The organism is Nocardiopsis exhalans, from assembly GCF_024134545.1.
In the GTDB taxonomy this organism is placed as follows: domain Bacteria; phylum Actinomycetota; class Actinomycetes; order Streptosporangiales; family Streptosporangiaceae; genus Nocardiopsis; species Nocardiopsis exhalans.
Map to the genome: position 1 here is coordinate 2714792 of NZ_CP099837.1, position 21170 is coordinate 2735961.

Consider the following 21170-nt stretch of genomic DNA (forward strand, 5'->3'; position numbering starts at 1 on the left):
TACATAGATAAGCACCTTGGGTGACGAAAGCGTGGGAGGTGTACGTGTCGTCCGCGGGTAGCGTTGCAGCATGCGCAAAGTGCTGGTCAGTGCCTGCCTGATGGGCCGCCGGGTCCGCTACGACGGACGGGCCAAACCGGTGGGGGACGACACGGTCACCCGCTGGCGGGAGGAGGGGCGCCTGGTCGTGCACTGCCCCGAGATCGCCGGGGGGCTGTCCGTACCCAGACCGCCCGCCGAGATCGAACCTGACGCGGACGCCGCTGACGTGCTCGCCGGCCGGGCCCGCATCCTCACCCCCGAGGGCGCGGACGTGACCGACCACTTCGTGTCCGGGGCGCGTTCGGCCCTGGCCACCGCCCAGACCCACGGGGTGGTGTTGGCCCTGCTCAAGGAATCCAGTCCCTCGTGCGGGCTGCACGAGGTCTACGACGGGACCTTCCAGGGGCGCAAGGTGCCGGGGGAGGGCGTGACCGCGCACCTGCTCCGCGAGCACGGGGTGGTGGTGTTCAACGAGAACGAGGTCGCGCAGGCGGCGGACCGGCTCCGGGGCCTGGAACAGGACTGAAGTGTTCCGGAGGGCTGAGCCTTCCGGAGAACGAGCAGGCCCCGGACACATGCCGGGGGCGCCGCCGTGGTGGCGACGCCCCCCAGCCCGGACCCGGGGCTCGGATCAGTCCTTGACGACCTCGTAGCGCAGGCAGGCGAAGGCGCCCGCGAGCTTGGCCTCCAGCGGGCGCAGCTGGACCCGTCCGTCCAGCAGGGGCGCCCCGCCGCCCAGGCTGACCGGCGCGACGGACACCCGAATCTCGTCCAACAGGCCCAGCCGGGCCAGGTCGGCGGCGATCCGTCCGCCGCCGACCACCCAGATGTCGCGGCCGTCGGCGGCCTTGCTCATCTCCGCGTGCAGGTCCCGCAGTTCCTGGTCGGTGTCGGCGCTGGTGAACCTGAGGTCGCCCTCGACCCGGGGGAGCTCCCGGTGGGTGAGCACCCAGGTGGGCACCGCGTACGGCCAGGGCTTGTCGCCCTCGTGCTCGTGGATCCACTCGTAGGTGGTCGCACCCATCACGATGGCCCCGGCGCTCTTGATGAACTCGGCGGTCGAGTCGAGTGCCTCGGTGTCCTCCTCGTCCGAGTGCCCGCCCTCCACGGCGAACAGCCACTCCAGCGAGTTGTCCTGGTCGGCGATGAACCCGTCCAGGCTGGTGGCGGTCTCGTAGACGGTTCTGCTCATGTGGTTTCTCCCCGTTTCCTCGATGCTTCGTACCGGTTCCGCCGGTTTCAGACTTTTCGGGCCCGCTCGTACCGCTCCTGCAACCACTCCAGCGGGTCGCCGTGGTCCGCCCCGACCCCGGCCGCTCGCAGCATGTGCCGAACGCTCAGCCTGCGGTGCGCCGAGTAGGTGAGCACGTGAGCGACCACTCCGCCGAGCAGGAAGCTCTCCGGCGGGTCGCACAGGGCGTCGATGAGCCGGTCGCCCCAGGCGTCCCGCCGTCCGATGTCGGTGACGGCGGCGATCCAGCGTGACCCCGCGTCCTCGTGCCGCAGCCGCAGCGACTCCGGGTCGTCGCCCCCGTGCTCGGGGGTGTCCGCGCCCTCGATGGAGGCCAGCCACATCTCCTTGGCCCGCACCAGGCGGTCCAGGGTGGTGGCGATGGACTCCTCCGGGCCGTCCCAGGTCAGCGTCGTCCGGCCCGGTTCGCGGACCTTGCGGTACTCCGCCTCGGGCAGGTCCGCGGCGAGCCGGATCAGCAGCGCGGTGTCGTCGACGTCGTGGTGGACCTGGAGCGTGGTCACGTCCATGCTGGGGCGGCCTTTCGGTTGCTCCTCCACCCACAGGTGGATCGGCGGGTGGAAGTGGACGCCGTTGGGCGCGGGCAGCCAGCGGCCGCTGCCCGCCGTGGTGGCGCTGGGCGGATGACCGAAGGCGCGTGCGAAGGCCCGCGTGAACCCCTCCACGGATTCGTATCCGGCCGTGAACGCCGCGTCGGTGACGCTGGTGCCCTGCCCGATCTGCCAGGCGGCCCGCTCCAGCAGGACCCGGCGGCGCAGCGCCACCGGGGACTCGCCGGTGTCCCGGGACAGCACCCGGCTGAAGTGGAAGGGCGAGGCGTGCGCCTGCCCGGCCATCTCGCTGAGCCGGGTGTTGTCCTCGGACAGGACCGCGTCGAGCAGTTCACGCAGACGGTCCCGCCCGGAAGGGGGTTCGGTGGTGGGTTCGGTCATGTGACCAGTATGTTCGCGGAGACCCCACCGTCGCTTGACCGTTCTTGCGCAGTGTCGGCGGGTGGAGTGGCGGCCGGACCCTGTCGTCAACCGGTCCCCTGAGAGCTGAAACCATGGTGCGAACGCTCCGGGAGATGCGATAGAGTCGTCCCCGTTGGCAGCGCCGGACACGGCGACTGCCCAGCGGCCGGGACGTAGCGCAGTTTGGTAGCGCACTTGACTGGGGGTCAAGGGGTCGTGGGTTCAAATCCCGCCGTCCCGACAGGGAAGTTTCAGTTCGTAGAGGGGTCCACCATCTGGTGGGCCCCTTTCTGCGTCTCTGGTGGGGTAGGAGTGGGGTGGAACCGGGGTCGTGCGGGGTGTTGTCCCGCGTCGTGCGGCGTCTCGTTCACCGCGGTTGCCGCGGATCGGCGCAACGGTCGTGGCTGGCGGCGGTAGACACGTTCGGTGGTGTCGTTGTGTCCGACCAACAGGGAGATCTCCTCGATGCTCACCTCGTGGTCGGACAGGAGGGACACGAACGTGTGCCGCGGCTCTCGCGCGGTCCACTCCCTCTCGTTCAATCCCGCCTTTCCCGTGATCGTACGCAGCTCCCGCAGGACGTTGTGGCGGTCCAACGGGGTGCCGACGCGTGCGCAGAGCACCAGGCTGTTGTCCTGCCACAGCTCCGCCACCGCCAGGCGCTAGCGGGCCTGGGCGTTCCCCCGGGTGATGACCGCGTTGCGCAACCTGGCGGTTGGCTTGCTGAAGGTGGCGGGATCGGTCAACATCGCCAAGACCACTCCTGCGATCCGGTGCCTACCCGAACACGCGCTCCCGTTCTTCGAGATCAGTCACGAACCCGAGCTCTCGGGAACTCGGACGCGCCCTGCCCCGAGCGCTCCCGCGGCGTTGGGTGGTGAGCGTCTCAGTGGCGCGCGCGTTGGCGGTGCGGGTGTGCCTGCGTCAGAACTGCTCACTGCTGCCTGGCGGCGGAACACGACGCGCGGCACCCTCGTGCGAGGCGTTGGGACGCTCCTCGGCGACGAGGACGAATCCGCTGTTCACAGGTGGGCGCGCAGCCCGGTGAGCAGTGTGTCGAGGTATCGGTCGATGGTCCCGTGGACGTCGTCGCTGTTGCCCTCGGTCCGCAGGCGAACCGCGTGGGCGATGCCGCACATGAGCGGGAGCACGTCGCCCGGCTGCATGTCGGGGGCGATGAGGCCGTCGGCCTTCGCGCGGCCCAGAAGCGTCGCGAGGGTCTCATCGAGTTCGGCACACAACTCGGTGGTCTCCTCGGTGACCGGTTCGGGTGAGGAGAAGACCGGTTGCAGGGTCGGGTCGGCCAACTGCGCCCGTAGCCCGGCCCGGAGGAAGCCACGGAGCGCGGCCCAGTGGTCGGGTGTCGCCAGTGCGTTGCGCCCCTCGGCCAGCAGCTGTTCGATTCCTGGCCTGGCCAGGGCTTCCAGCAGCGCCTCCGGGGACGGGAAGTGCCGGTAGACCGTCGCCACACCGAGTTTGGCGGCCCGCGACACCTCGTTGAGTTGCAGTGGGTGCCCGTCCTGCACGAAACCGCGGCCGGCATCGAGGATGCGCTGCCGGTTTCGGACAGCGTCCCTGCGTAGCTTCGCCTGCTCTGCCATGGACACGAGCATAGCGGATGACTTATCTGTTTTTGTGCTACGTTCAAAGAGATAATTTATCCGATTAGGCCTCAGGAGTACCCGTGTCTTTCACCGTTGACCAGGTCCCGGCTCTGCCCGAGGGGTTCGCCGACCAGTTCACCAGTCGGACCGTCGATGTCGGCAGCGTACGGATCCACGCGGTGGTCGGTGGACAGGGACCGCCACTGCTGCTTCTGCCCGCGTGGCCGCAGTTCTGGTACCAGTGGCGGTTGATCATGCCGGAGCTGGCGGAGCACTTCAGCGTGGTCGCCGCCGACGTGCGCGGAGTCGGCGGCAGCGACAAGCCAGCCAGGGGGTACGACGTCGCCGCGCTGGCCGGGGACATGGCCGGGCTGATGACCCGGCTCGGGCACGAGTCGTTCGCGGTGGCCGGATACGACCTGGGCATGCTCGTGGGCTACACACTGAGCGCGACCCACCCCAGGCGTGTTACCAAGCTCGTGGTCGGTGAGTCCGTCCTGCCGGGGGTATCTCCCTCGCCCCCGCTCCTTATGCCGAAGCCGCAGAACGAGTACCTGTGGCACTTCGCTTTCAACCGGCTGGCGGAGATCAACGAGCGGATGGTCTCCGGCCGGGAGGAGGTCTACTTCGGCCACCAGTTCACCTCCAAAGCGGCTCACCCGGACGCGATCTCCCCGGACGCGGTCGCCCTGTACGTCGACGCGGTCCGCGATCCAGCAGCACTGCACGCCAGCTTCGAGTTCTACCGCGACGAAACCACCGCGGAACAGATCGGCGCGCTGATGGCGGCGGGACCGCTACCGATACCGGTTCTCGCTATCGGCGGCCAATACGGTGCCGGCGCCAGCGTCGCCGAAGCCATGCGGCACGCCGCGGCCGACGTCACCGGCGTGATCGCTCCCGGAGTCGGCCACTTCCTCGCCGAGGAAGCTCCCGGCTGGCTCACCACCGAACTGACCGCGTTCCTCACCGCCTAACCCCAGGGGTTGACAGTCATGGAAAAACTCACCATCCAGGTAGGCGCCGATCGGCGCAGCTACCGGTACATCGCCCCGACCGAACCGAAGCCGGGAGCACCGCTGCTGCTGGCACTGCACGGCACCACGCAGACCGGGGCGGCCATGCGGAGGTTCAGCGGCCGCACCCTCGATGCCCTCGCCGGCACCGTCGGCGCCGACCTGGTGTACCTGGACGGGTACCGGCGCGCTTGGAACGACGGCCGCATCACCAAGACCTCCGCTGCCCAGAAGAAGGACATCGACGACGTCGCCTTCATCCGCGCGGTCATCGACCTGTTCGACCGGCCCGCGGTCGTGATCGGTTACTCCAACGGCGGACAGATGCTGCACCGCTTCATCCGTGAAACGCGCGGGCACCTGTCCGGAGCCGTGTTCATCGCCGCAGGGCTTCCGGTGTCGGAGGACTTCGCGCTCAACGACACCGCGCCCGACGAGGTCCCCGTCCTGCTTCTCCAGGGCACCGGCGACAAGGTCATGCCAGCCGACGGAGGTGCGACCAGCCTCTTCGGAAGTGCGCGCGGCCCGATCAGGTCCGCCCTTGACACCGCCGCGGCGTACGCTGGCGGAGCCGAACCCACCGTGACGCGGTCCGCCACGAGCACCCGGTACGACTGGGCCCGGGTGCGTCTGATCACGCAGACCGGCGCCGGGCACGTCATCCCGAACCGCAGGACGGCCCCGCCGATCGTGGGTCCTTCCCATCACGACATCGACACAGGCGAGGAGATTCGCGACTTCCTCGCCCTGTGAACCCGCTTCATTCGCCGAGCAGCTGTCGCAGCGATGAGACAGAGCACTTCGGTTGTGGATCCGGGTTGCCCTGACCTGCCACCGTTTCCCGGACTACCGGTCGGGTTCCCCACAGCTACGGGCAGGCGAAGTAGCTGCCAGCGGACTCGTCCTCGGCCCAGGGCCGCGGCACCGGAGCTGGGACGAGACCGGCAGCAACCAAGCTCGACAACGGTCGTTCGATCAACGGCTCCTTCAGTCTCGCATCCGGACTGGTCGCCGCCCTTGGCGAAATCCGTCCGGCTACTGAGAGTCCGTCTCATGTGGATTCTCTGGCCCAGCGCGATAGTCGAGCGTTCGCCGCCGGACGGGCCGGGGGAGCTGTTCCAGCGGGGGTGCCCGAGGCGCCCACCGGGCGTCAGGGTGGTGGCTGGAGCAGACTCGGGGCCGCGAGGTATTGGCCGCGATCATCTTCGTGGCGACCACCGGCTGCAGGTGGGCTCAGCTCCCATCGGTGTTCGGGTCCTCCGGTTCCTACGGGCCCACGGCGCACCGGCGTTCCGCCCGGGGGAGTGGAGCCCGCGCGTGCGCGAAGCCGCACCGCCCGGTCCTGGGCGAACCTGCATGACAGTCGAGCTTGGCAACCCTTGGTTCGCGCGGTATCTCCCATCAGCTCCAGACGGGGCCGCGGGCGGCGCAGAAGAGGCAAGAACCACGGAGACAAGGACTGCGATTGCCGCCACCCTCGCCGACGGCTCCGCGAACGCGCGATCTCCATCGCTTGACCCGCAGGGCCTGGAGCCCTCAAAACGGCGGGGCGGCACCGGAGGCAGGTCGAACGCACCATGGCCTGTGGCTGGCCGGGTGCCGCCGAGCCCACCGCCACTACGAGCGCGAGGCAGGGTGTTTCCTCGTGTTCGTCCGTATCGCCTGCACGTTGATTTGCTTCCTCCGACTCACCAAAGGAGATGGGTTCCAGGACCACCGCGACATCGAAGTGCTTCCGGCTGGCGGTGGCACCGCGCATCCGGCTGTCCATCGGGATCTGTCCGAATGGACGCAGTCCGGTGTGCTCGCCAACAGGTGCTCGATCTCGCTCGGGCGGCGTGACTGGTCATGGACGGGAGGCGAGCCGGGCCGGAGTCTGCCTCCGCGTGTGTGGACCAGAGCCACGGGTGAGGGTGACGCTACGCCCTACGTCTCGCTCGCCCGCTCCCGGGCGAGCAGCCCGGTCAACGTGATGCCGAGGATGTCGGCGTACGCGGTGGCGAAGTCCATACGGGATTCGTGCAGTCGGGGATCGGCGGTGGCCTCCGTCATCGCCTGGGTCGGGCTGCAGAAGGGCCAGAGGCCGGCCAACGCCACGGTCGCGACTCGGGTCATGTGAAGCGCGCCCGCGTCACCGATCCCGGGGACGCGGCACCGGACCAACCGGGCCAGACGCTGTCGGTGCTCCAACTCGGCGAGCTTGTGGCGGCGGATCGAATCGACGGAGACGTTGCGTTCGAGCACGGTTGCCAACTGGCTCCACAGCTGGCACAGGAGCGGGTCCGCGGCCAGTGTGCGGGCCCAGCTCTCGACCAGCGGCCCGGAACCTCCGGGGCCGGAGCCGAGCTCGCTTTCCAGAGCGAGGAGCCAGCGGTCACGGCCGCGCTGGAGTAGTTCGAGCAGTACACCCTCCCGGGTCCCGAAGTAGCGCACCACATTGCTCTTCGGCGTGCCGAGCCGCCTGCTGAGCTCGCGCAGGCTCAGGTCCTGCACCGGTACGTCGGCGAGAAGTGCCTCGGCCTCCTCCAGGATCGCCGAGCGACGTTGATCCTGCTGCTCGGGTCGTCGCGCGCGCTGGAATTCGGTGGCGGGCCGGCCGGTCATCAGCGTTCCTCCAAGTTCGAACCGTCGGATCAAAGCTTAGCGGTCCAGTGGACTCTTGATATCGGTCCACTGGACCGCTAAGTTGGTCGCTGTCTGCCGGGATCACTCGGTGGGCAGACGACTTCAAGGGGAGCGAGCCACGATGAAAGCCTTCGACACCCTGTACATCGGGGGGCAGTGGCGCGAACCGAGTGCGCCCGGTGTCCTGGAGGTGCGGTCGCCTCACGACCGCGCGCTCATCGGCACCACGCCCTACGCCAGGCCGACCGACGTCGACCGAGCGGTGCTGGCGGCACGCCGTGCTTTTGACGAGGGTCCCTGGCCCCGACTGTCAGCACAGGAACGACTCACGGCCGTCGCACGTCTGTGCGACCTGCACGCCGGACGCGCTGAGGAGCTCGCGTCGCTGGTGACCTCGGAGAACGGATCACCCCTGTGGTTCACCCGGTGGTTGCACGCGTCCGGGATTCCAGAGCAGAACCACGCGTACCTGCGGGCCGCGCGGGAGCCGGACTGGGAGGCGCAGATCGGAGCCGTCGGCGATACGCGCACCGTGGTGCGCCGCGTACCGGTGGGGGTGGTGGCCGCGGTCATCCCGTGGAACGCACCACATCAGTCGGCGCTTGCGAAGATGGTGCCCGCGCTACTGGCGGGCTGCACCGTGGTCCTCAAGGCCTCGCCGGAGACCGCGCTCGACGCCCTGGCGCTTGCCGAGATCGTCGAGCGGGCCGGGTTTCCCGAGGGAGTGGTCAGTATCCTCCCAGCGGGGAGGGAGACGAGCGAATACCTCGTTTCGCACTCTGGCATCGACAAGATCGCCTTCACCGGATCGACCGCCGCCGGAAGGCGGATCGCTTCCATCGCAGGTCAGCAGCTCAAGCGAGTCAGCTTGGAACTGGGCGGCAAGTCCGCGTCGATCGTCCTCCCGGACGCGGATTTCGACGACACGGTCGCTCGCCTGAAGACACTCTCCCTCGCTAACAACGGTGAGAACTGTGTGGCACACACGAGGATCCTCGCGCCACGCAGCCGTTACGCCGAGTTCGTCTCCGAGCTGGCGGCCATGGTCGACTCCCTCGAAGTCGGTGATCCGGCGGACCCGGGCACCTATGTCGGGCCGATGGTCCGAGCCGAACAGCAGAGGCGGGTTCTGGACTATCTCGAACTGGGCGTGTCCGAGGGGGCCCGAGTGGCTGCCGGCGGACCGGGTGTGCCTGAGGGGCTTGAGGGTGGTTACTACGTGCGCCCGACCGTCTTCACCGGCGTGGACAACGGGATGCGGATCGCGCAGGAGGAAATATTCGGGCCGGTGCTCTCCGTCATCCCGTTCGGGGACGAGGACGAGGCCGTCCGGATCGCCGAAGACTCCCCATACGGGCTCGGGGGTGGGGTATGGACGGCCGACCCCGAACACGGCGCGGCCGTCGCCCGCAGGATCCGGTCCGGCTACCTCACGGTGAACGGGGCGTCCATCTCTCCATCGGCTCCGTTCGGTGGCTTCAGGGCCAGTGGGATCGGCCGCGAGTTCGGCACGATCGGCCTCTCCCAGTACATCGAGCACCAGACCATCGCCTATTGAGCAATGGGTGATGCATGGCCGACGCATGGATCACCCGTCGAGGTCCTCGCCCGGGTGGCCGGCGCCACCCGGATCAGGGGCGCTCCGGTGCGGGTCGGGCCTCCAGGGCTCGCAACAGGTGGGCGACCAGGCCGTCGAGGTAACCGGGTCCGAGATCGACCCGGCGCACGTTCATGCGCCAGTACAAGGGTGCGGCGATCAGATCGAGCGCGAGTTCGAGATCGGTGTCGGTCGGGAGTTCGCCACGTTCGATCGCGCGGAGCAGGGTGGCCGCTCCGAGTTCGCGACGGGGTTCTCCCACGGCCGTGTGGATCGCCTGGGCCAGCGCCGGGTTGCGTCCGGCCTCCGCGGACAGGTCGGGCAGGATCGGCGAGAAGCGGGGGTGGGCCAGCCAGGCGTGCACCGCCTCCAGGGTGGCGCGCAGGTCACCGGCGAAGGACCCGGTGTCGGGGACCTCGCCCATCGGGACGCTGAACTCCGCCAGTGCCGCGATCACCATCTCCTGTTTGGACGGCCACCGCCGGTACAGCGAACTCTTGCCGGTCCCGGCCCGTTTGGCCACGGCTTCCATCGACAGCCGCCCGTAGCCCTGCTCGGCCAGTTCGTCCAGGACGGCTGCGGAGATGGCCGAGGTGACCTGGGGGCGCAGGACCGCGGCACCGGTCGGGTTGCGTCGCACCTTTTCGCTCATCCCGCCATCATACGTGTGGACGAGACGGTACCGTCCGGCTATGGTTGTGGTCGAGACGGTACCGTATCGTCCGTATTGCAGTAAGGATGCCTCCGATGGGTGAGTCACCCAAGAGCGCCAGCGCCCTGATCGACGAGGGTGTGCGGCTGCTACTGGCCAAGGACATGCTCGGTTTCGCCGACCTGTGGGCCGAGGACGGGACCATGGAGTTCCCGTTCGCCCCGCAAGGCGCTCCCCGGCGGCTCGAGGGCCGAACCGCCGTTCGCGAGTACCTGCGCCACTACACCGACCACATGGACGTGCGGGCAGTGCCCGAGCGGACCGTGCACGTCACCACCGACCCGAACGTGGTGATCGCCGAACTCGAGGTGACGGGCGTGGCCGTGGCGACCGGACGCGACTACCGTTTGGCCTACGTCGCCGTCGTCACCGCGCGCAACGGCGAGATCGCCCACTACCGCGACTACTGGGACCCGCTGGCCGCCCAGGAGGTCATGGGCGGGACCGCCGGTGAGCCGAACCCCTTCCCCGAGGGCGGGGCCGCCGCGTGAGCTCCTCGGGCACGGTGCTCGTCACCGGGGGTACGGGGACCACAGGCAGCCGGGTCGCGCGGGGGTTGCGCGATGAGGGGGTCGCGGTCAGGATCGCGACCAGGAAGCCGAACGAGGCAGACCCCGAGCACGTCCGGTTCGACTGGGCCGACCCGTCCACCCACGCCCCGGTCCTGGAGGGGGTCGAACGCGTGTACCTGGTCGCGCCGATCGGCGTGGCCGCACCCGAGCCGATGGTCGAACCCTTCCTGGCCATGGCACTGAGCGCGGGGGTGCGCCGGGTGGTGCTGTTGAGCTCGTCCGCGGTCGACGAGGGAGCACCGGGACCGGGTGCCCTGCACCGGATGGTGCGCCGGACCGTACCGGAGTGGACGGTGCTGCGGCCCTCCTGGTTCATGCAGAACTTCCTGGGGGACCATCCCGTCGGGGCGGGCATCAGAACAAGCGGTGAGATCGTGACCGCCACCGGGCAAGGCCGGGTCGCGTTCGTGGACCCCGCTGACATCGCGGCCGTGGCGGTTCGGGCTCTGGCGGACACCGTGTCGCATGACACCGCGCACGTGATCACCGGCCCCGAACCGCTGAGCTACGCGGACGCGGCGGCCGTCGTCTCCCGGGTCACGGGACGGAAGGTCCGCCACCGCTCCGTGGGCGTGGCCGAACTGGTCTCCCGCCTGGTGTCCGGGGGTGTGCCGGAGGAGTTCGCCACCCTGCTCGCCGGACTCGACGCGGACATCCGCGACGGTGGGCAGGAGTGGGTCACCACCACGGTCTCCGATCTCACCGGCCGCCCCGCCCGGTCATTCGCGGAGTTCGTCCGGGCACACCGGGACCACTTCTGAGCGGTGCGGACACCTGGCCAGGCGCCTCGTGAACACGGCTCTTCTCGCCCCAGCCCTCCACGGATGTGGGGCGGTCGGCTCCGGCCAGACAAGCGTGCTGCCCGACACACGACGGCGCCCCGCCGGAAAACTCCGACGGGGCGCCGCCTCATTCTGTTCCGGGGCGCTGGACCGGGGCGTGTCCGGTGGGTCCCGGCTGCTGGTCCTGACAGGCCCTCCTCGGTTGGAGGCGCGGCCACTCGTGAGATTGACGCTCTGCTTGGTGGGGCGGATGTGGGGGAGGAAGAGGGAAGCCACGGGTGCCCCTCCGTGACCGTTCCCTACCGCAGGTGGCCAGTGCCCTTGCTCTGGCCAGGTGTTTCGTGGGTTTCGACGACCTTCCTCGACCTCTTGCGGCCAGGTCCACCTTGGACGGGGCAAGGGGCCGTGGGTTCAGATCCCGCTGTCCCGACAGAGCAACGTGACTTCCTCCCCACGGCTGAAGCCGGGGGTCTGCGCCGCTGGAAACAGGATCAGATCAGGGGCCACCTTTGGGCCGGCCCTTTCCGTGTCCCCGACGGGGCGGGGCCGCACCGGGGGTCTGGGCAAAGCCGTGAGCGGGGCCGAGGCTACGGGGTGTCCGGTGCCGTGCGGGGTCTGGCCCGTTTCGCGGCGGCTCGCTGGCGCAGACGGATGCCGACCGCGCTGGCGACGAGTAGTACGGCGCCCGCGACGAGTAGGACACCGGCTGCCGACACCTCACCGTCGGTGAGCTCCCAGACGAGCCGCGGAACCGAGACCGTGGCGGCGAGCACGCCGAACACGAGCGCCGAGCCGGGGCCGCGCGCCGTCGAACGCCAGAGCGCGAACAGGGTGAACAGGCCCGCCGTGACGGCGAGTTCGGCGACGTGGTTCACCGGCGTTTCCAGCATCAGCGCACCCGTGTAGGAGGTCACCGCGCCGAGCCCGACCGCGGTCCCCTGCTCGCGCAGCACGCCAACCACCGCGAGGGCGATCCCGATCACGCCGAGGAGGAGCAGACCCGCACCGGCTGCCGAGGACGCGGTCTGCCAGCCGGTGGAGGAGAATCCGCTCCCGCTGTCCGAGCCGACGAGCTCGTAAACCACCTCCTGCACTCCGAAACCGACGAGGAATGCGCTCATGCCCCAAACGGCCACCAGCCCGGGCGCGGAGCGCAGCAGCGCGTAGGCGGTCACGGCGACTGCCAGCCCGGCAGCGGAGGCCCAGGTGGCAGCGCTCGGTACGAACTCGGCAGGTAGTGCTTCCTCCATGGCTTCGGCGACGGCGAAGGCCGCGGAGAGCGACGCCAACGCGAACAGGGCACCACCGATCCGGCGGCGAACCGGGGCGGTCTCCGCCGACCGGAGCAGCAGGGACCGGCCTCCGGCCATGGCGAACCCCGCGCCGACGAGCACGGCGGCGACCACCGCGAGCAGGGTGATCCGCACGCCTACGTCCAAGGCGTCCCATGCGGTGGCCATGAACGTGACCACGGCCGCCAGCACCAGCCCGCCGCCGACATAGCCCAGTACCTCCGCCCAGCGGCTCTTGGTCTCGGAGCGCCCCTCGGTCGCCTCCAGAGCGGCGACGACCGCGTCGGCCTGCCCGCGGTCGATCACCCCCTGTTCGACCAGCCTGCGCAACGCCTCAGCGTGATCCCCATCGCGTGCCTGCATCAGGTGCCGCCTTCCCATCGTCCACGAACCGCCCTCTGCCGTCCGCCCCGGCCCCGCGGTGCGGATGCCTTGGTGACTGGGGCCAGCATCCCCCATCCCAACGCAAAACGGCCGCGCTGTCCTGAGCATGGATACTCAGAGCACCGACTGGTCGGGCACAAGGGAGGTCGGGGTGGTCGATCAGGGAATCGTGTAGGCGCACCCGGTACGCGTGCCCGCGACAGAGACACCGCACAGGCAGGCGTCGATCCTCCTCACGTTGATCGCGCACCCGGTCAGCATGGGGGAAGTCGGGTCCGGGCCGGCCCTCGGTAGCGGCTGCGGCGGTTTCCGCACGTCGTGATCGATGGAAGAGTCGTTCACTTCGGGGAGGACGTCAAGCGTGCGGCCACGAAGGGAAAGAGCAGGACCGTGATGGCTCCGGCGGTCACCATGACGGAAGCGACGGTGTCGTCGATGACCCCCGAGGACACCGCGACCTGGGTCACGGCCACGATGATGGGCAGACCCGTCGCGGCGTACAGACCGAGTGCGGCCTGGTCGCCCCTGGCCGTCAACCCCGAGTGCGTCGTGGTCCACCGCTCGCGGAGGAACACCGGCAGTCCGCGCACCAGCAGGATCACGGCGACGAAGCCGAGCAACAGGGGCCACTGGGCCACGACGGCGGAAAGGTCGATGCTCATACCGCTGGTCACGAAGAACACCGGGATCAGCAGACTGAAACCGACGATCTCGACCTTGTGCATGATCTCGGCCGCGTGTTCGGGAGCCGTGGCGCTGAGCGCGGCGTTCAGCAGCAGACCCGCCGCGAAGGCGCCCAGGGCGACGTCGAGTTCGAGCACGGCGGTCAGCAGCATGAGCGTCACCAGGACCAGCACGGTGACGCGCAGAGTGGTCTGCATGGTCGTGTTGGAGGCGTCCGCGAAGGCCCTCCTCAACAGGGGGAGGCGGCTGAAGAAACGTCCGGGGACCATCACCACCGCCACCGCGGCCACCGAGAACAGGACCAGGACCGCGGCGGCCTGCCAGGTGCCCCTGGTGGACAGCAGCAGTGACATCGCCACGATCGGCAGGAGCTCGCCGTAGGCGCCGTGCACCATGGCGGCCCGCCCCAACGGCGTTCCCATCGCACCGGAGTCCTTGAGGATGGGCAGCAGGGTTCCCAGGGCCGTCGACGTCGAGGCGATCGCCAGCACGATCGCGACGTGCACGTCCCCCTCCAGCAGGAGCATCCCCGCTCCGAAGCCCAGCAGGGCGCACAGACCCCAGGTCAGGGCGGCGTGCCTGCCCTGCCTGCCGCGCATGTCGGTGGTGTTGACCTCGAAGCCCGCCAACAGGAACAGGAAACCCAGGCCGAGTTCTCGCAGGAAGTGGACCGCTTCGGTCTCGGCGGCCAGCCCCAGGGCGTGCGGGCCGATGACCGTGCCGAACACCAGCAGCCAGACCACGTCCGGCACCTTGCGCCGGGTGACCAACGCCAGGACCGGGCCGAGCACCGCCGCCAGGGCGATCCACCACATCGACGCCAGATTGTCCACGAGCATGTGTGCCTCGGCCATGCGGGAATGCTAACGAAGAGGGGGATGACCTGCTCGGAAGCGGGATCGTCCTTGACCGAACACCTGCCTGGGAGCTGCTTTCCTCCTCGACCGGGTGAGTCGCGGCAGTGATCCCGTCGGCTCCAGCGGGCTTCAGCCCGCTGCGGATGAAGGGGACCGGTGGTGCACCTGCTGGCCGTGATGAACCCGAACCGGCGCCCTTCCTGCGTCTGCGACGGGGTAGTACCTTGACCCGGTGCCCTCACCGAAACATTCCCCCTTCTCCGATTTCACCGACATCGACGCCTTCACCCGGATCCCCAGGATCACCGCCGTTGCCGCCGGAGGCGACGGCCAGGTGGTCGCCTCGGTCTCGGAGGCCGACGAGCACGGGTCCAAGCGAAGCTCGGCCCTGTGGGCGCTCGACCCGCAAGGACTGCTCCCGGCCCGACGACTGACCTTCGGCAAGGACGGAGAGCACGCGCCGCGGTTCGCCCCCGACGGTTCGCTCCTGTTCACCTCCCCTCGTCCGGACCCGGAGGAAGAGACAGAGAAGGGCACCAACGCCGTCTGGCGCCTGCCCCCGCACGGGGAAGCGAACCCGGTCGCCTCGACCCCCGGCGGCCTCGGCATCCTCGGGATCGCGGACGACGGCTCGATCCTCGCGACGACCAGCGTGCTGGCCGGGGCCGCCCTGGACGACGACGCCGAGCGCCGCAAGGCCCGTAAGGAGGCCAAACAGAGCGCCATCTGGCACACCGGCATGCCGATCCGCCACTGGGACCGCGAACTCGGGGACGTCAGCCCGCGCCTGGTGCTCGTCTCCCCCGAAGGGGAGGTCAGCGATCTCACCGAAGACGCCGACACCGTGGCCCTGAGCAGCGCTTCGGCCGACCTGTCCCCGGACGGCCGTACCGTCGCGACGACCTGGACCGAACGGGTCCAGGGCGGGCAGACCCGCACCGGTGTCGTTCTCATCGACACCGAGACCCGCGAACGCACCACCCTGCTGGCCGCTGACGACCACCGGGAGTACGGCTCGCCGTTGTTCTCCCCGGACGGCGCCCACCTCGTGGTGAAGCGGAGCACGGTCTCCACGCCCACCGACACCAGCTACGGCTACCTGGAGATCCACCCGCTGGCGGGCGGTGAACCGGTGATCGCCGACCTCGGCGACCTCACGTTCAGGGAGTACGCCTGGAGCCACGACGGCACCCTGCTGGTCGCCGGTGACCTGCACTCCTCCGGGGCCGTGCTGGCCGTCGACCCGCGCACCGCGAAGGTGCGGACTCTGGCGGACTCCGGCGTGTTCACCTGCCTGGCCCCCGCCCCGGACGGGTCCGTGTACGCGCTGCGCTCCGATGTCACCACCCCGCCGCGGCCGGTCCGGATCACCCCCGGTGATGAAGTGCGCGAACTCCCGGCCCCTGGAGCGGTAGCGGCGCTGCCGGGCCGTCTGGAACGGGTGCGAACCGAGGTCGACGGCGTACACGTCGGCGGATGGTTGTGCCTGCCCGACACCGCTCAGGAGCCCGAACCGGCCCCGACGATGCTGTGGATCCACGGCGGTCCGCACACCTCCTTCAACGCGTGGTCCTGGCGCTGGTGCCCGTGGCTGGCGGTCGCCCGCGGCTACGCCGTGCTGATGCCCGACCCCGCCATGTCCACCGGCTACGGCCACGCCGGGCTGAACCGCGGCTGGCCCCGGCGCCCGGACGTGGTCTTCACGGAGTGCGAGGCACTGCTCGAGGCCGCGCTGGAGCGCCCGGACCTGGACGGTTCCCGCACGGCGGTGCTCGGCGCGTCCTTCGGCGGCTTCATGGCCAGCTGGATCGCCGGGCACACCGACCGCTTCTCGGCGGTCGTCACCCACGCCGGGTCGTGGGCGATGGGCCAGCAGCACCGCACCACCGACGCGGCCGCGCACAAGATGCGCGTCCACGGCCACGAGGACGAGCAGCCGGAGTGGTACCTGAACAACTCCCCGCACCTGAGCGCGGCCCGGGTGTCCACACCGGTGCTGATCACCCACGGCAACCGGGACTACCGGGTGCCGATCAGCGAGGCCCTGCGGATGTGGTGGGACCTGGTCTCGGCCTGGGCTGGCCCGCCGGAGACGATGCCGCACCGGTTCCTGCAGCTGACCGGCGAGAACCACTGGGTGCTCACCCCGTCCAACAGCCGCGTGTGGAACGAGACGGTGCTGGCCTTCTGCGACCAGCACGTCCTGGGAGCCGACCCGGTCCCCGACGTCCTGCCCTGGTGAACCCCGATCCGCCCCCGCTAGCCGAACGAGCGAGTTGAACGACACCCCCGTGGCGGTGCGCGTTACCGGGAGCACGGGCCCGGTTCGGCATGAACCGGGCCTTCGCGTTGTTCTTGACTGTCGGCGGACGACGGGAGGAGCGGTCGTGGCGGAAGCTCGGGTAGGCGCACTGCCGGGTGCGGTGGACGTCGTGGTGGTGGGGGCCGGGCAGGCCGGGCTCTCGGTGGCCTGGCACCTGCGGCGGTTGGGGCTCGGACCCGGGTCCGGGTTCGTGGTACTGGACCGGGGGCCCGACGCGGGCGGGGCCTGGCAGTTCCGCTGGGAGGCGCTGCGCCTGGACAAGGCGCACCGGGTCCACGACCTGCCCGGGATGCGCGAGATGGGGCTGAGCTTCGACACCGCCGACGCTTCCAGACCCGCCCGGGACGTGGTGCGGGAGTACTACGAACGCTACGAGCGGTGGTTCGGGCTCAACGTCCTGCGGCCGATCCGGGTCGGCGCGGTCCGTGCGGAGGAGGCGGGGTTTCTCGTCGCGACCGACAAGGGCGACGTGCGGGCGCGGGTGGTGGTCAACGCCAGCGGTACCTGGGCCCGGCCCTTCCGGCCCTACTTCGCCGGGGCCCCGGACTTCCGCGGCGTGCAGATCTCCACCCCGCAGTACCGGGCGGCCGAGGACTTCGCCGGGATGCGGGTGCTGGTGGTCGGCGGGGGCACCTCGGCGGTGGGGTTCCTCCGTGAACTGGAGGGGGTGGCCGCGGGCACGGTCTGGGCCACCCGGCGGCCGGTCGAGTTCACCGACGATCCCGAGGGCGGGGTCCGCGCCGTCCGGCAGGCGGACGAGGCGGCCCGGGCGGGTCTGCCGCTGCCCAGCATCATCCACGGCACCGGTCTGCCCGCCACCCCCGAGAACCTCGCGGCCCGGGACCGGGGTCTCCTGGTGGCCAGGCCCATGTTCACCGCGATCGAACCCGACGGGGTCCGCTGGGCCGACGGCTCCTTCGAGCCGGTCGACGCCATCATCTGGGCCACCGGCTTCCGTGCCGAACTCACCCATCTGGCGCCGTTGCGGCTGCGCGAGCCCGGCGGCGGGGTGCGGGTGGAGAACGGGCGCTCCGCCCGCGAACCGCGCCTGTTCCTCGCCGGGTTCGGGCCGCAGGCCAGCACCATCGGCGCCAACAGGGCCGGTCGCACGGTGGCCCGCCAGGTCATGGACGCACTCCGCTCAGGGCCCGGGGCGCCGGATCGGGAGCTTCGAGACCATGGTGGGGGCGCGGTGCTATGAGCGGTGCGCAAGTCGCCCGAGCCGCTCGGTTGAACGGGCGCTGCACCGCGAAGAAGTTATGAGGGTCGCGCCCGCGCTCCCTGTCTCCCGGCGGGGACCGAAATGGTTCGGAAACCCCCTGCGGACCACCGCTGCCGGAGCAGGCTCGGGACCTAGGATCGGTTTCGGATCCAGTTCCCTGAGCACCGGAGGTAGCGGGTATGCGGGCCAACAAGCTTCCCACCGAGGAGATCGAACGGGACCCGGCGGCCTTCGCCGACCGGGTCACGGAGGACGGCCGCTTCGGGTTCGCCGCGGAAGCGGATCGCTACCGGCTGGTCGTCAGCCGGGCCTGCCCGTGGGCGCACCGAGTGGTGATGACGCGGCGGCTCATGGGGTTGGAGAGGGCCGTCTCGCTGGCGGTCACCGACCCGGTCCAGGAGATCATCGAGGGCGATCCGCACTGGGTGTTCACCGCGCGGACCGGCAGTCCGGACGGCCGGGACCCCATTCTGGGCATCCACGCCCTGCGGGAGGCCTATCTGGCCCGTGACCCGGAGTACGACGGCGGTGTGAGCGTGCCCGGGTTGGTCGACGTCACCAGCGGGCACCTGGTGTCCAACGACTTCGACCAGATCAGTGAGGACATGGCCACCGAGTGGGGGTCCCTGGCCCGGGACGGTGCCCCGGAGCTGTACCCGCAGGCGCTGCGCGAAGAGATCGACGCCGTGAGCGCGCAGGTGTACCAGGACCTCAACAACGGTGTCTATCGCTGCGGGTTCGCCCCCGACCAGCGGAGCTACGACAGGGCGGTCGCCGCCGTCTTCGACCGGCTGGACGCCCTGGAAGAGCACCTGACCGGCCGCCGCTACCTGGTGGGCGAGCACATCACCCTCGCCGATCTGAGGCTGTGGGCCACCCTGGTGCGGTTCGACGCCGTCTACCACGGCCACTTCAAGTGCAACCGCCGCAAACTCGTCGAGTATCCGGCGCTGTGGGCCTACGCCCGTGACCTCTACCAGACCTCCGGGTTCGGCGACACCACCGACCTCGAACACATCAGGATGCACTACTACCGGGTGCAGACGGGGATCAACCCGACCGGTGTGGTCGCGGTCGGCCCCGATCCGCGGGGCTGGCTCACCGAACACGGCCGTGAGGCGCTCGGCGGCAGCCCCTTCGGCGAGGGCACCCCTCCCGGCTCCGCCCCGGACGACGAGCGCGTCCGGCCCCTGGCGGAGCAGGGCCGTGGTGTCGGGGAGGTGTGGGACGCGCAGGAGCGCTGAGCCGTCGCCCGGGCGGCCCGGCATCCAAGGCGCCGGTGGAAGGGGAAAGGCCTGACGGTCAGAGGAGGGCGAAGTGCTCGTGTAGCAGGCGCACCGCCTCGGTGACGGCCGGTCGGCGGGAGGTGCCCTCGCGCCAGAGGGCCGAGACCCCGCGTACCGGGGTGGGTTCCAGGGGCTTGACCACCAGGGTGTCGGGGACGGAACCCCGGCCCAGGCGGGGGACGATCGCGAGGCCCAGACCGACCTCGACCAGGGCGATCTGGGTCTGGTACTCGGCCACGAAGTGCGCGACGTCCGGTTCGGCGCGGACCGGGCGCAGCGTGCGCATCAGCCAGTCGTGGCAGACCGTCCCGGGCGGTTGGCAGATCCAGCGGGCCGCGGCCACGTCCTTCCGGTTCAGCACCGGCAGCGCGGCGAGGGGGTGATCGCGGGGCAGGACGACGTCGCACCGGTCCTCGCCGAGCACGGTGCGTACCACCCCGTCGGGGACGGTCATCGGCGCGATGTCCCAGTCGTGCACGACGGCCAGGTCCACGGTGCCCTGCGCGACCATGTGCGGGGTGGCGTGCGGGTCCTCCTCGACCACCCGCAGATCCAGATCGGGGTACCTGCGGGTGAGCTCGGCCAGGGGGCGGGGGAGCAGGCCGCGGGCCGCGGTGGAGAAGGCGGCTACGGTCAGCCTTCCCGAAGGCCTGCCGCGCTGTTCCTCCAACGCCACCTCGGCGGTCTCCATGATGGCGAGCATCCGGGCAGTCCTGTCCACGAGCATGCCCGCGGCGTCGGTGAGCACCACCCCGCGCCCCTGGCGTTCCAGGAGCGGAGTACCGGTCTCCCGTTCGAGTTTGGTGACCTGCTGGGAGACGGCCGAGGGCGTGTAGCCGAGTGCCTTGGCTGCAGCGCTGACCGAACCGTGCACGTGAACCGCGTGCAGGGCCCGGAGCCGGGAGAGGTCGAGCACGGGAACTCCTTCCGGGCGGCGGGATCGTAGGCGAATTCTTAAGCAGTGCTGAAACCAACCTAGTAGGAGGTTTCGCTGGTGCTAAAGCCGGGGTGACGCCATGATCGGTTCCATGCCTGCGCGTCACTCCCTTCTCGCCGTGCTTGTCGCGGCCGTGTGGGGGGTCAACTTCGTCGTGATCGAAGTCGGCCTCGACCACTTCCCGCCGTTGCTGTTCTCCGCCCTGCGGTTCCTGGCGGCCGCCCTGCCCGCGGTCTTCTTCGTACGCCGCCCCGGGGTCGCGTTCGGCTGGATCGTCCTGGTGGGGCTGGTACTGGGGGTGGCCAAGTTCGGGCTGGTCTTCACCGGCATGGACCTCGGCATGCCCGCCGGGCTGACCTCGCTGGTCCTCCAGGTCCAGGCGGTGTTCACCGCCTTCTTCGCGGTGCTCTTCCTACGGGAGAGCCTGCGCCCGGTCCGCTACCTCGGGATGGGCGTCGCCCTGTGCGGAATCGGGGTCGCCGCCTACGACCACGGCGGCTCGGGGCCGCTGACCGCGTTCGTGCTGGTCGTGGCAGCCGCGGCGTTCTGGGGACTGTCCAACGTGATCACCCGTAGGGCGGCCCCACCGGACGCGCTGAGCTGGATGGTCTGGGTCAGCGTGGTGCCACCGCTGCCGCTGCTCGTGCTTTCCCTGCTGATGGAGGGGCCCGAGGCGGGGCTGGCCGCGGTGCGGGGTCTGGACCTGGCCGGGGTGGGCGCGATCCTCTTCGTGGCCTGGGCTGCCACGGTGTTCGGTTTCGGCGCCTGGGGGTACCTGCTGCGGCAGAACGAGGCCTCCGCCGTGGCGCCCTACTCGTTGCTGGTGCCGGTGTTCGGGATGGCCTCGGCGGCCCTGTTCCTCGGCGAGGCCGTCCGTCCGCTGAGCCTGGTGGCCGCGGTGCTCCTGGTGGGCGGGGTGGCGCTCACGGCGCTGGGCGGACGATCGAGCAAGGCGTTGGGTGCGGGCTCCCCGGAACCGGCGGGGAACCCGCGCTGAGCCAGCGGTGTTGAGCGGACTGCCGGACTGCCT

At 70.2% G+C, this 21170-nt stretch carries 19 protein-coding genes, 1 tRNA gene and 1 pseudogene; 12 read left to right on the plus strand and 9 right to left on the minus strand.

The annotated features are described in order from the left end of the window. Positions 1-70: 70 nt before the first annotated feature. Positions 71-568 (plus strand): 2-thiouracil desulfurase family protein, encoded by a 498-nt coding sequence (locus NE857_RS12125; RefSeq protein ID WP_254421068.1) that lies wholly within the window; start codon positions 71-73, stop codon positions 566-568. Between the two features lie 105 nt (positions 569-673). Here the strand turns inward: NE857_RS12125 and NE857_RS12130 are convergent, their stop codons facing one another. Beyond that, positions 674-1234 carry a dihydrofolate reductase family protein gene (locus NE857_RS12130; RefSeq protein WP_254421069.1) on the minus strand — a complete coding sequence of 187 codons (561 nt, stop codon included), beginning with the start codon at positions 1232-1234 and terminating at the stop codon, positions 674-676. A gap of 47 nt (positions 1235-1281) precedes the next feature. Then, the gene (locus NE857_RS12135; RefSeq protein WP_254421070.1) at positions 1282-2226 is read right to left on the minus strand and encodes a helix-turn-helix domain-containing protein; all 945 of its coding nucleotides are present in this window, start codon (positions 2224-2226) and stop codon (positions 1282-1284) included. A 188-nt stretch (positions 2227-2414) separates the two neighbouring features. Here NE857_RS12135 and NE857_RS12140 point away from each other — a divergent pair. Further along, a tRNA-Pro gene (locus NE857_RS12140) sits at positions 2415-2488 on the plus strand. Positions 2489-2498: 10 nt separating this feature from the next. Here the strand turns inward: NE857_RS12140 and NE857_RS12145 are convergent. Both NE857_RS12145 and NE857_RS12150 read right to left on the minus strand, forming a co-directional pair. Further along, positions 2499-2900, minus strand: a complete 402-nt coding sequence (locus NE857_RS12145; protein WP_254421071.1) for a tyrosine-type recombinase/integrase — start codon at positions 2898-2900, stop codon at positions 2499-2501. 369 nt (positions 2901-3269) lie between these two features. Then, positions 3270-3848 (minus strand): TetR/AcrR family transcriptional regulator, encoded by a 579-nt coding sequence (locus tag NE857_RS12150; protein WP_254421072.1) that lies wholly within the window; start codon positions 3846-3848, stop codon positions 3270-3272. 83 nt (positions 3849-3931) lie between these two features. On the opposite strand from NE857_RS12150, the gene NE857_RS12155 reads away from it, so the two are divergent. From NE857_RS12155 to NE857_RS12165, 3 genes and pseudogenes are all read left to right on the plus strand, one after another. Further along, positions 3932-4828: an alpha/beta fold hydrolase gene (locus NE857_RS12155; protein ID WP_254421073.1), complete on the plus strand. Its 897-nt coding sequence runs from the start codon at positions 3932-3934 to the stop codon at positions 4826-4828. Between the two features lie 18 nt (positions 4829-4846). Then, positions 4847-5620, plus strand: a complete 774-nt coding sequence (locus NE857_RS12160) for a CE1 family esterase (protein ID WP_254421074.1) — start codon at positions 4847-4849, stop codon at positions 5618-5620. Positions 5621-5920: 300 nt separating this feature from the next. Further along, positions 5921-6563 (plus strand): annotated as a pseudogene (locus NE857_RS12165) (transposase); the annotation flags it as partial. Between the two features lie 230 nt (positions 6564-6793). Here the strand turns inward: NE857_RS12165 and NE857_RS12170 are convergent. Beyond that, positions 6794-7471, minus strand: coding sequence for a TetR/AcrR family transcriptional regulator (locus NE857_RS12170; RefSeq protein WP_254421075.1), 678 nt, complete (start codon positions 7469-7471; stop codon positions 6794-6796). Between the two features lie 142 nt (positions 7472-7613). Here NE857_RS12170 and NE857_RS12175 point away from each other — a divergent pair, with 142 nt between their 5' ends. Beyond that, positions 7614-9050, plus strand: coding sequence for an aldehyde dehydrogenase (locus NE857_RS12175; RefSeq protein WP_254421076.1), 1437 nt, complete (start codon positions 7614-7616; stop codon positions 9048-9050). A gap of 73 nt (positions 9051-9123) precedes the next feature. Here the strand turns inward: NE857_RS12175 and NE857_RS12180 are convergent, their stop codons facing one another. Beyond that, positions 9124-9741: a TetR/AcrR family transcriptional regulator gene (locus tag NE857_RS12180; protein ID WP_254421077.1), complete on the minus strand. Its 618-nt coding sequence runs from the start codon at positions 9739-9741 to the stop codon at positions 9124-9126. Positions 9742-9836: 95 nt separating this feature from the next. Between NE857_RS12180 and NE857_RS12185 the strand changes: the two genes are divergently transcribed. Then, positions 9837-10292, plus strand: a complete 456-nt coding sequence (locus tag NE857_RS12185; RefSeq protein ID WP_254421078.1) for a nuclear transport factor 2 family protein — start codon at positions 9837-9839, stop codon at positions 10290-10292. Next, positions 10289-11134, plus strand: a complete 846-nt coding sequence (locus NE857_RS12190) for an NAD(P)H-binding protein (protein WP_254421079.1) — start codon at positions 10289-10291, stop codon at positions 11132-11134. The genes NE857_RS12185 and NE857_RS12190 overlap by 4 nt, the downstream gene beginning before the upstream one ends. 608 nt (positions 11135-11742) lie before the next feature. Here NE857_RS12190 and NE857_RS12195 read toward each other — a convergent pair. Both NE857_RS12195 and NE857_RS12200 read right to left on the minus strand, forming a co-directional pair. After that, the gene (locus tag NE857_RS12195) at positions 11743-12810 is read right to left on the minus strand and encodes a DUF2157 domain-containing protein (RefSeq protein ID WP_254421080.1); all 1068 of its coding nucleotides are present in this window, start codon (positions 12808-12810) and stop codon (positions 11743-11745) included. A 359-nt stretch (positions 12811-13169) separates the two neighbouring features. After that, a complete protein-coding gene (locus NE857_RS12200) occupies positions 13170-14369 on the minus strand; it encodes a cation:proton antiporter (RefSeq protein WP_254421081.1) in 1200 nt (399 codons plus the stop codon). A gap of 235 nt (positions 14370-14604) precedes the next feature. On the opposite strand from NE857_RS12200, the gene NE857_RS12205 reads away from it, so the two are divergent. The 3 genes from NE857_RS12205 to NE857_RS12215 all read left to right on the plus strand — a co-directional run bounded on the left by NE857_RS12205 (position 14605) and on the right by NE857_RS12215 (position 19161). Further along, positions 14605-16614, plus strand: a complete 2010-nt coding sequence (locus NE857_RS12205) for a prolyl oligopeptidase family serine peptidase (protein WP_254421082.1) — start codon at positions 14605-14607, stop codon at positions 16612-16614. A 145-nt stretch (positions 16615-16759) separates the two neighbouring features. Beyond that, on the plus strand, positions 16760-17896 hold the full coding sequence (locus tag NE857_RS12210) for an NAD(P)-binding domain-containing protein (protein WP_254421083.1): 1137 nt from the start codon (positions 16760-16762) through the stop codon (positions 17894-17896). Between the two features lie 200 nt (positions 17897-18096). Further along, positions 18097-19161: a glutathione S-transferase family protein gene (locus NE857_RS12215; protein WP_254421084.1), complete on the plus strand. Its 1065-nt coding sequence runs from the start codon at positions 18097-18099 to the stop codon at positions 19159-19161. Between the two features lie 58 nt (positions 19162-19219). Here NE857_RS12215 and NE857_RS12220 read toward each other — a convergent pair whose 3' ends face one another. Beyond that, positions 19220-20119 (minus strand): LysR family transcriptional regulator, encoded by a 900-nt coding sequence (locus NE857_RS12220; protein WP_254421085.1) that lies wholly within the window; start codon positions 20117-20119, stop codon positions 19220-19222. A 112-nt stretch (positions 20120-20231) separates the two neighbouring features. Between NE857_RS12220 and NE857_RS12225 the strand changes: the two genes are divergently transcribed. Beyond that, positions 20232-21137, plus strand: coding sequence for an EamA family transporter (locus NE857_RS12225; RefSeq protein WP_254421086.1), 906 nt, complete (start codon positions 20232-20234; stop codon positions 21135-21137). The last annotated feature ends 33 nt before the right edge of the window (positions 21138-21170 follow it).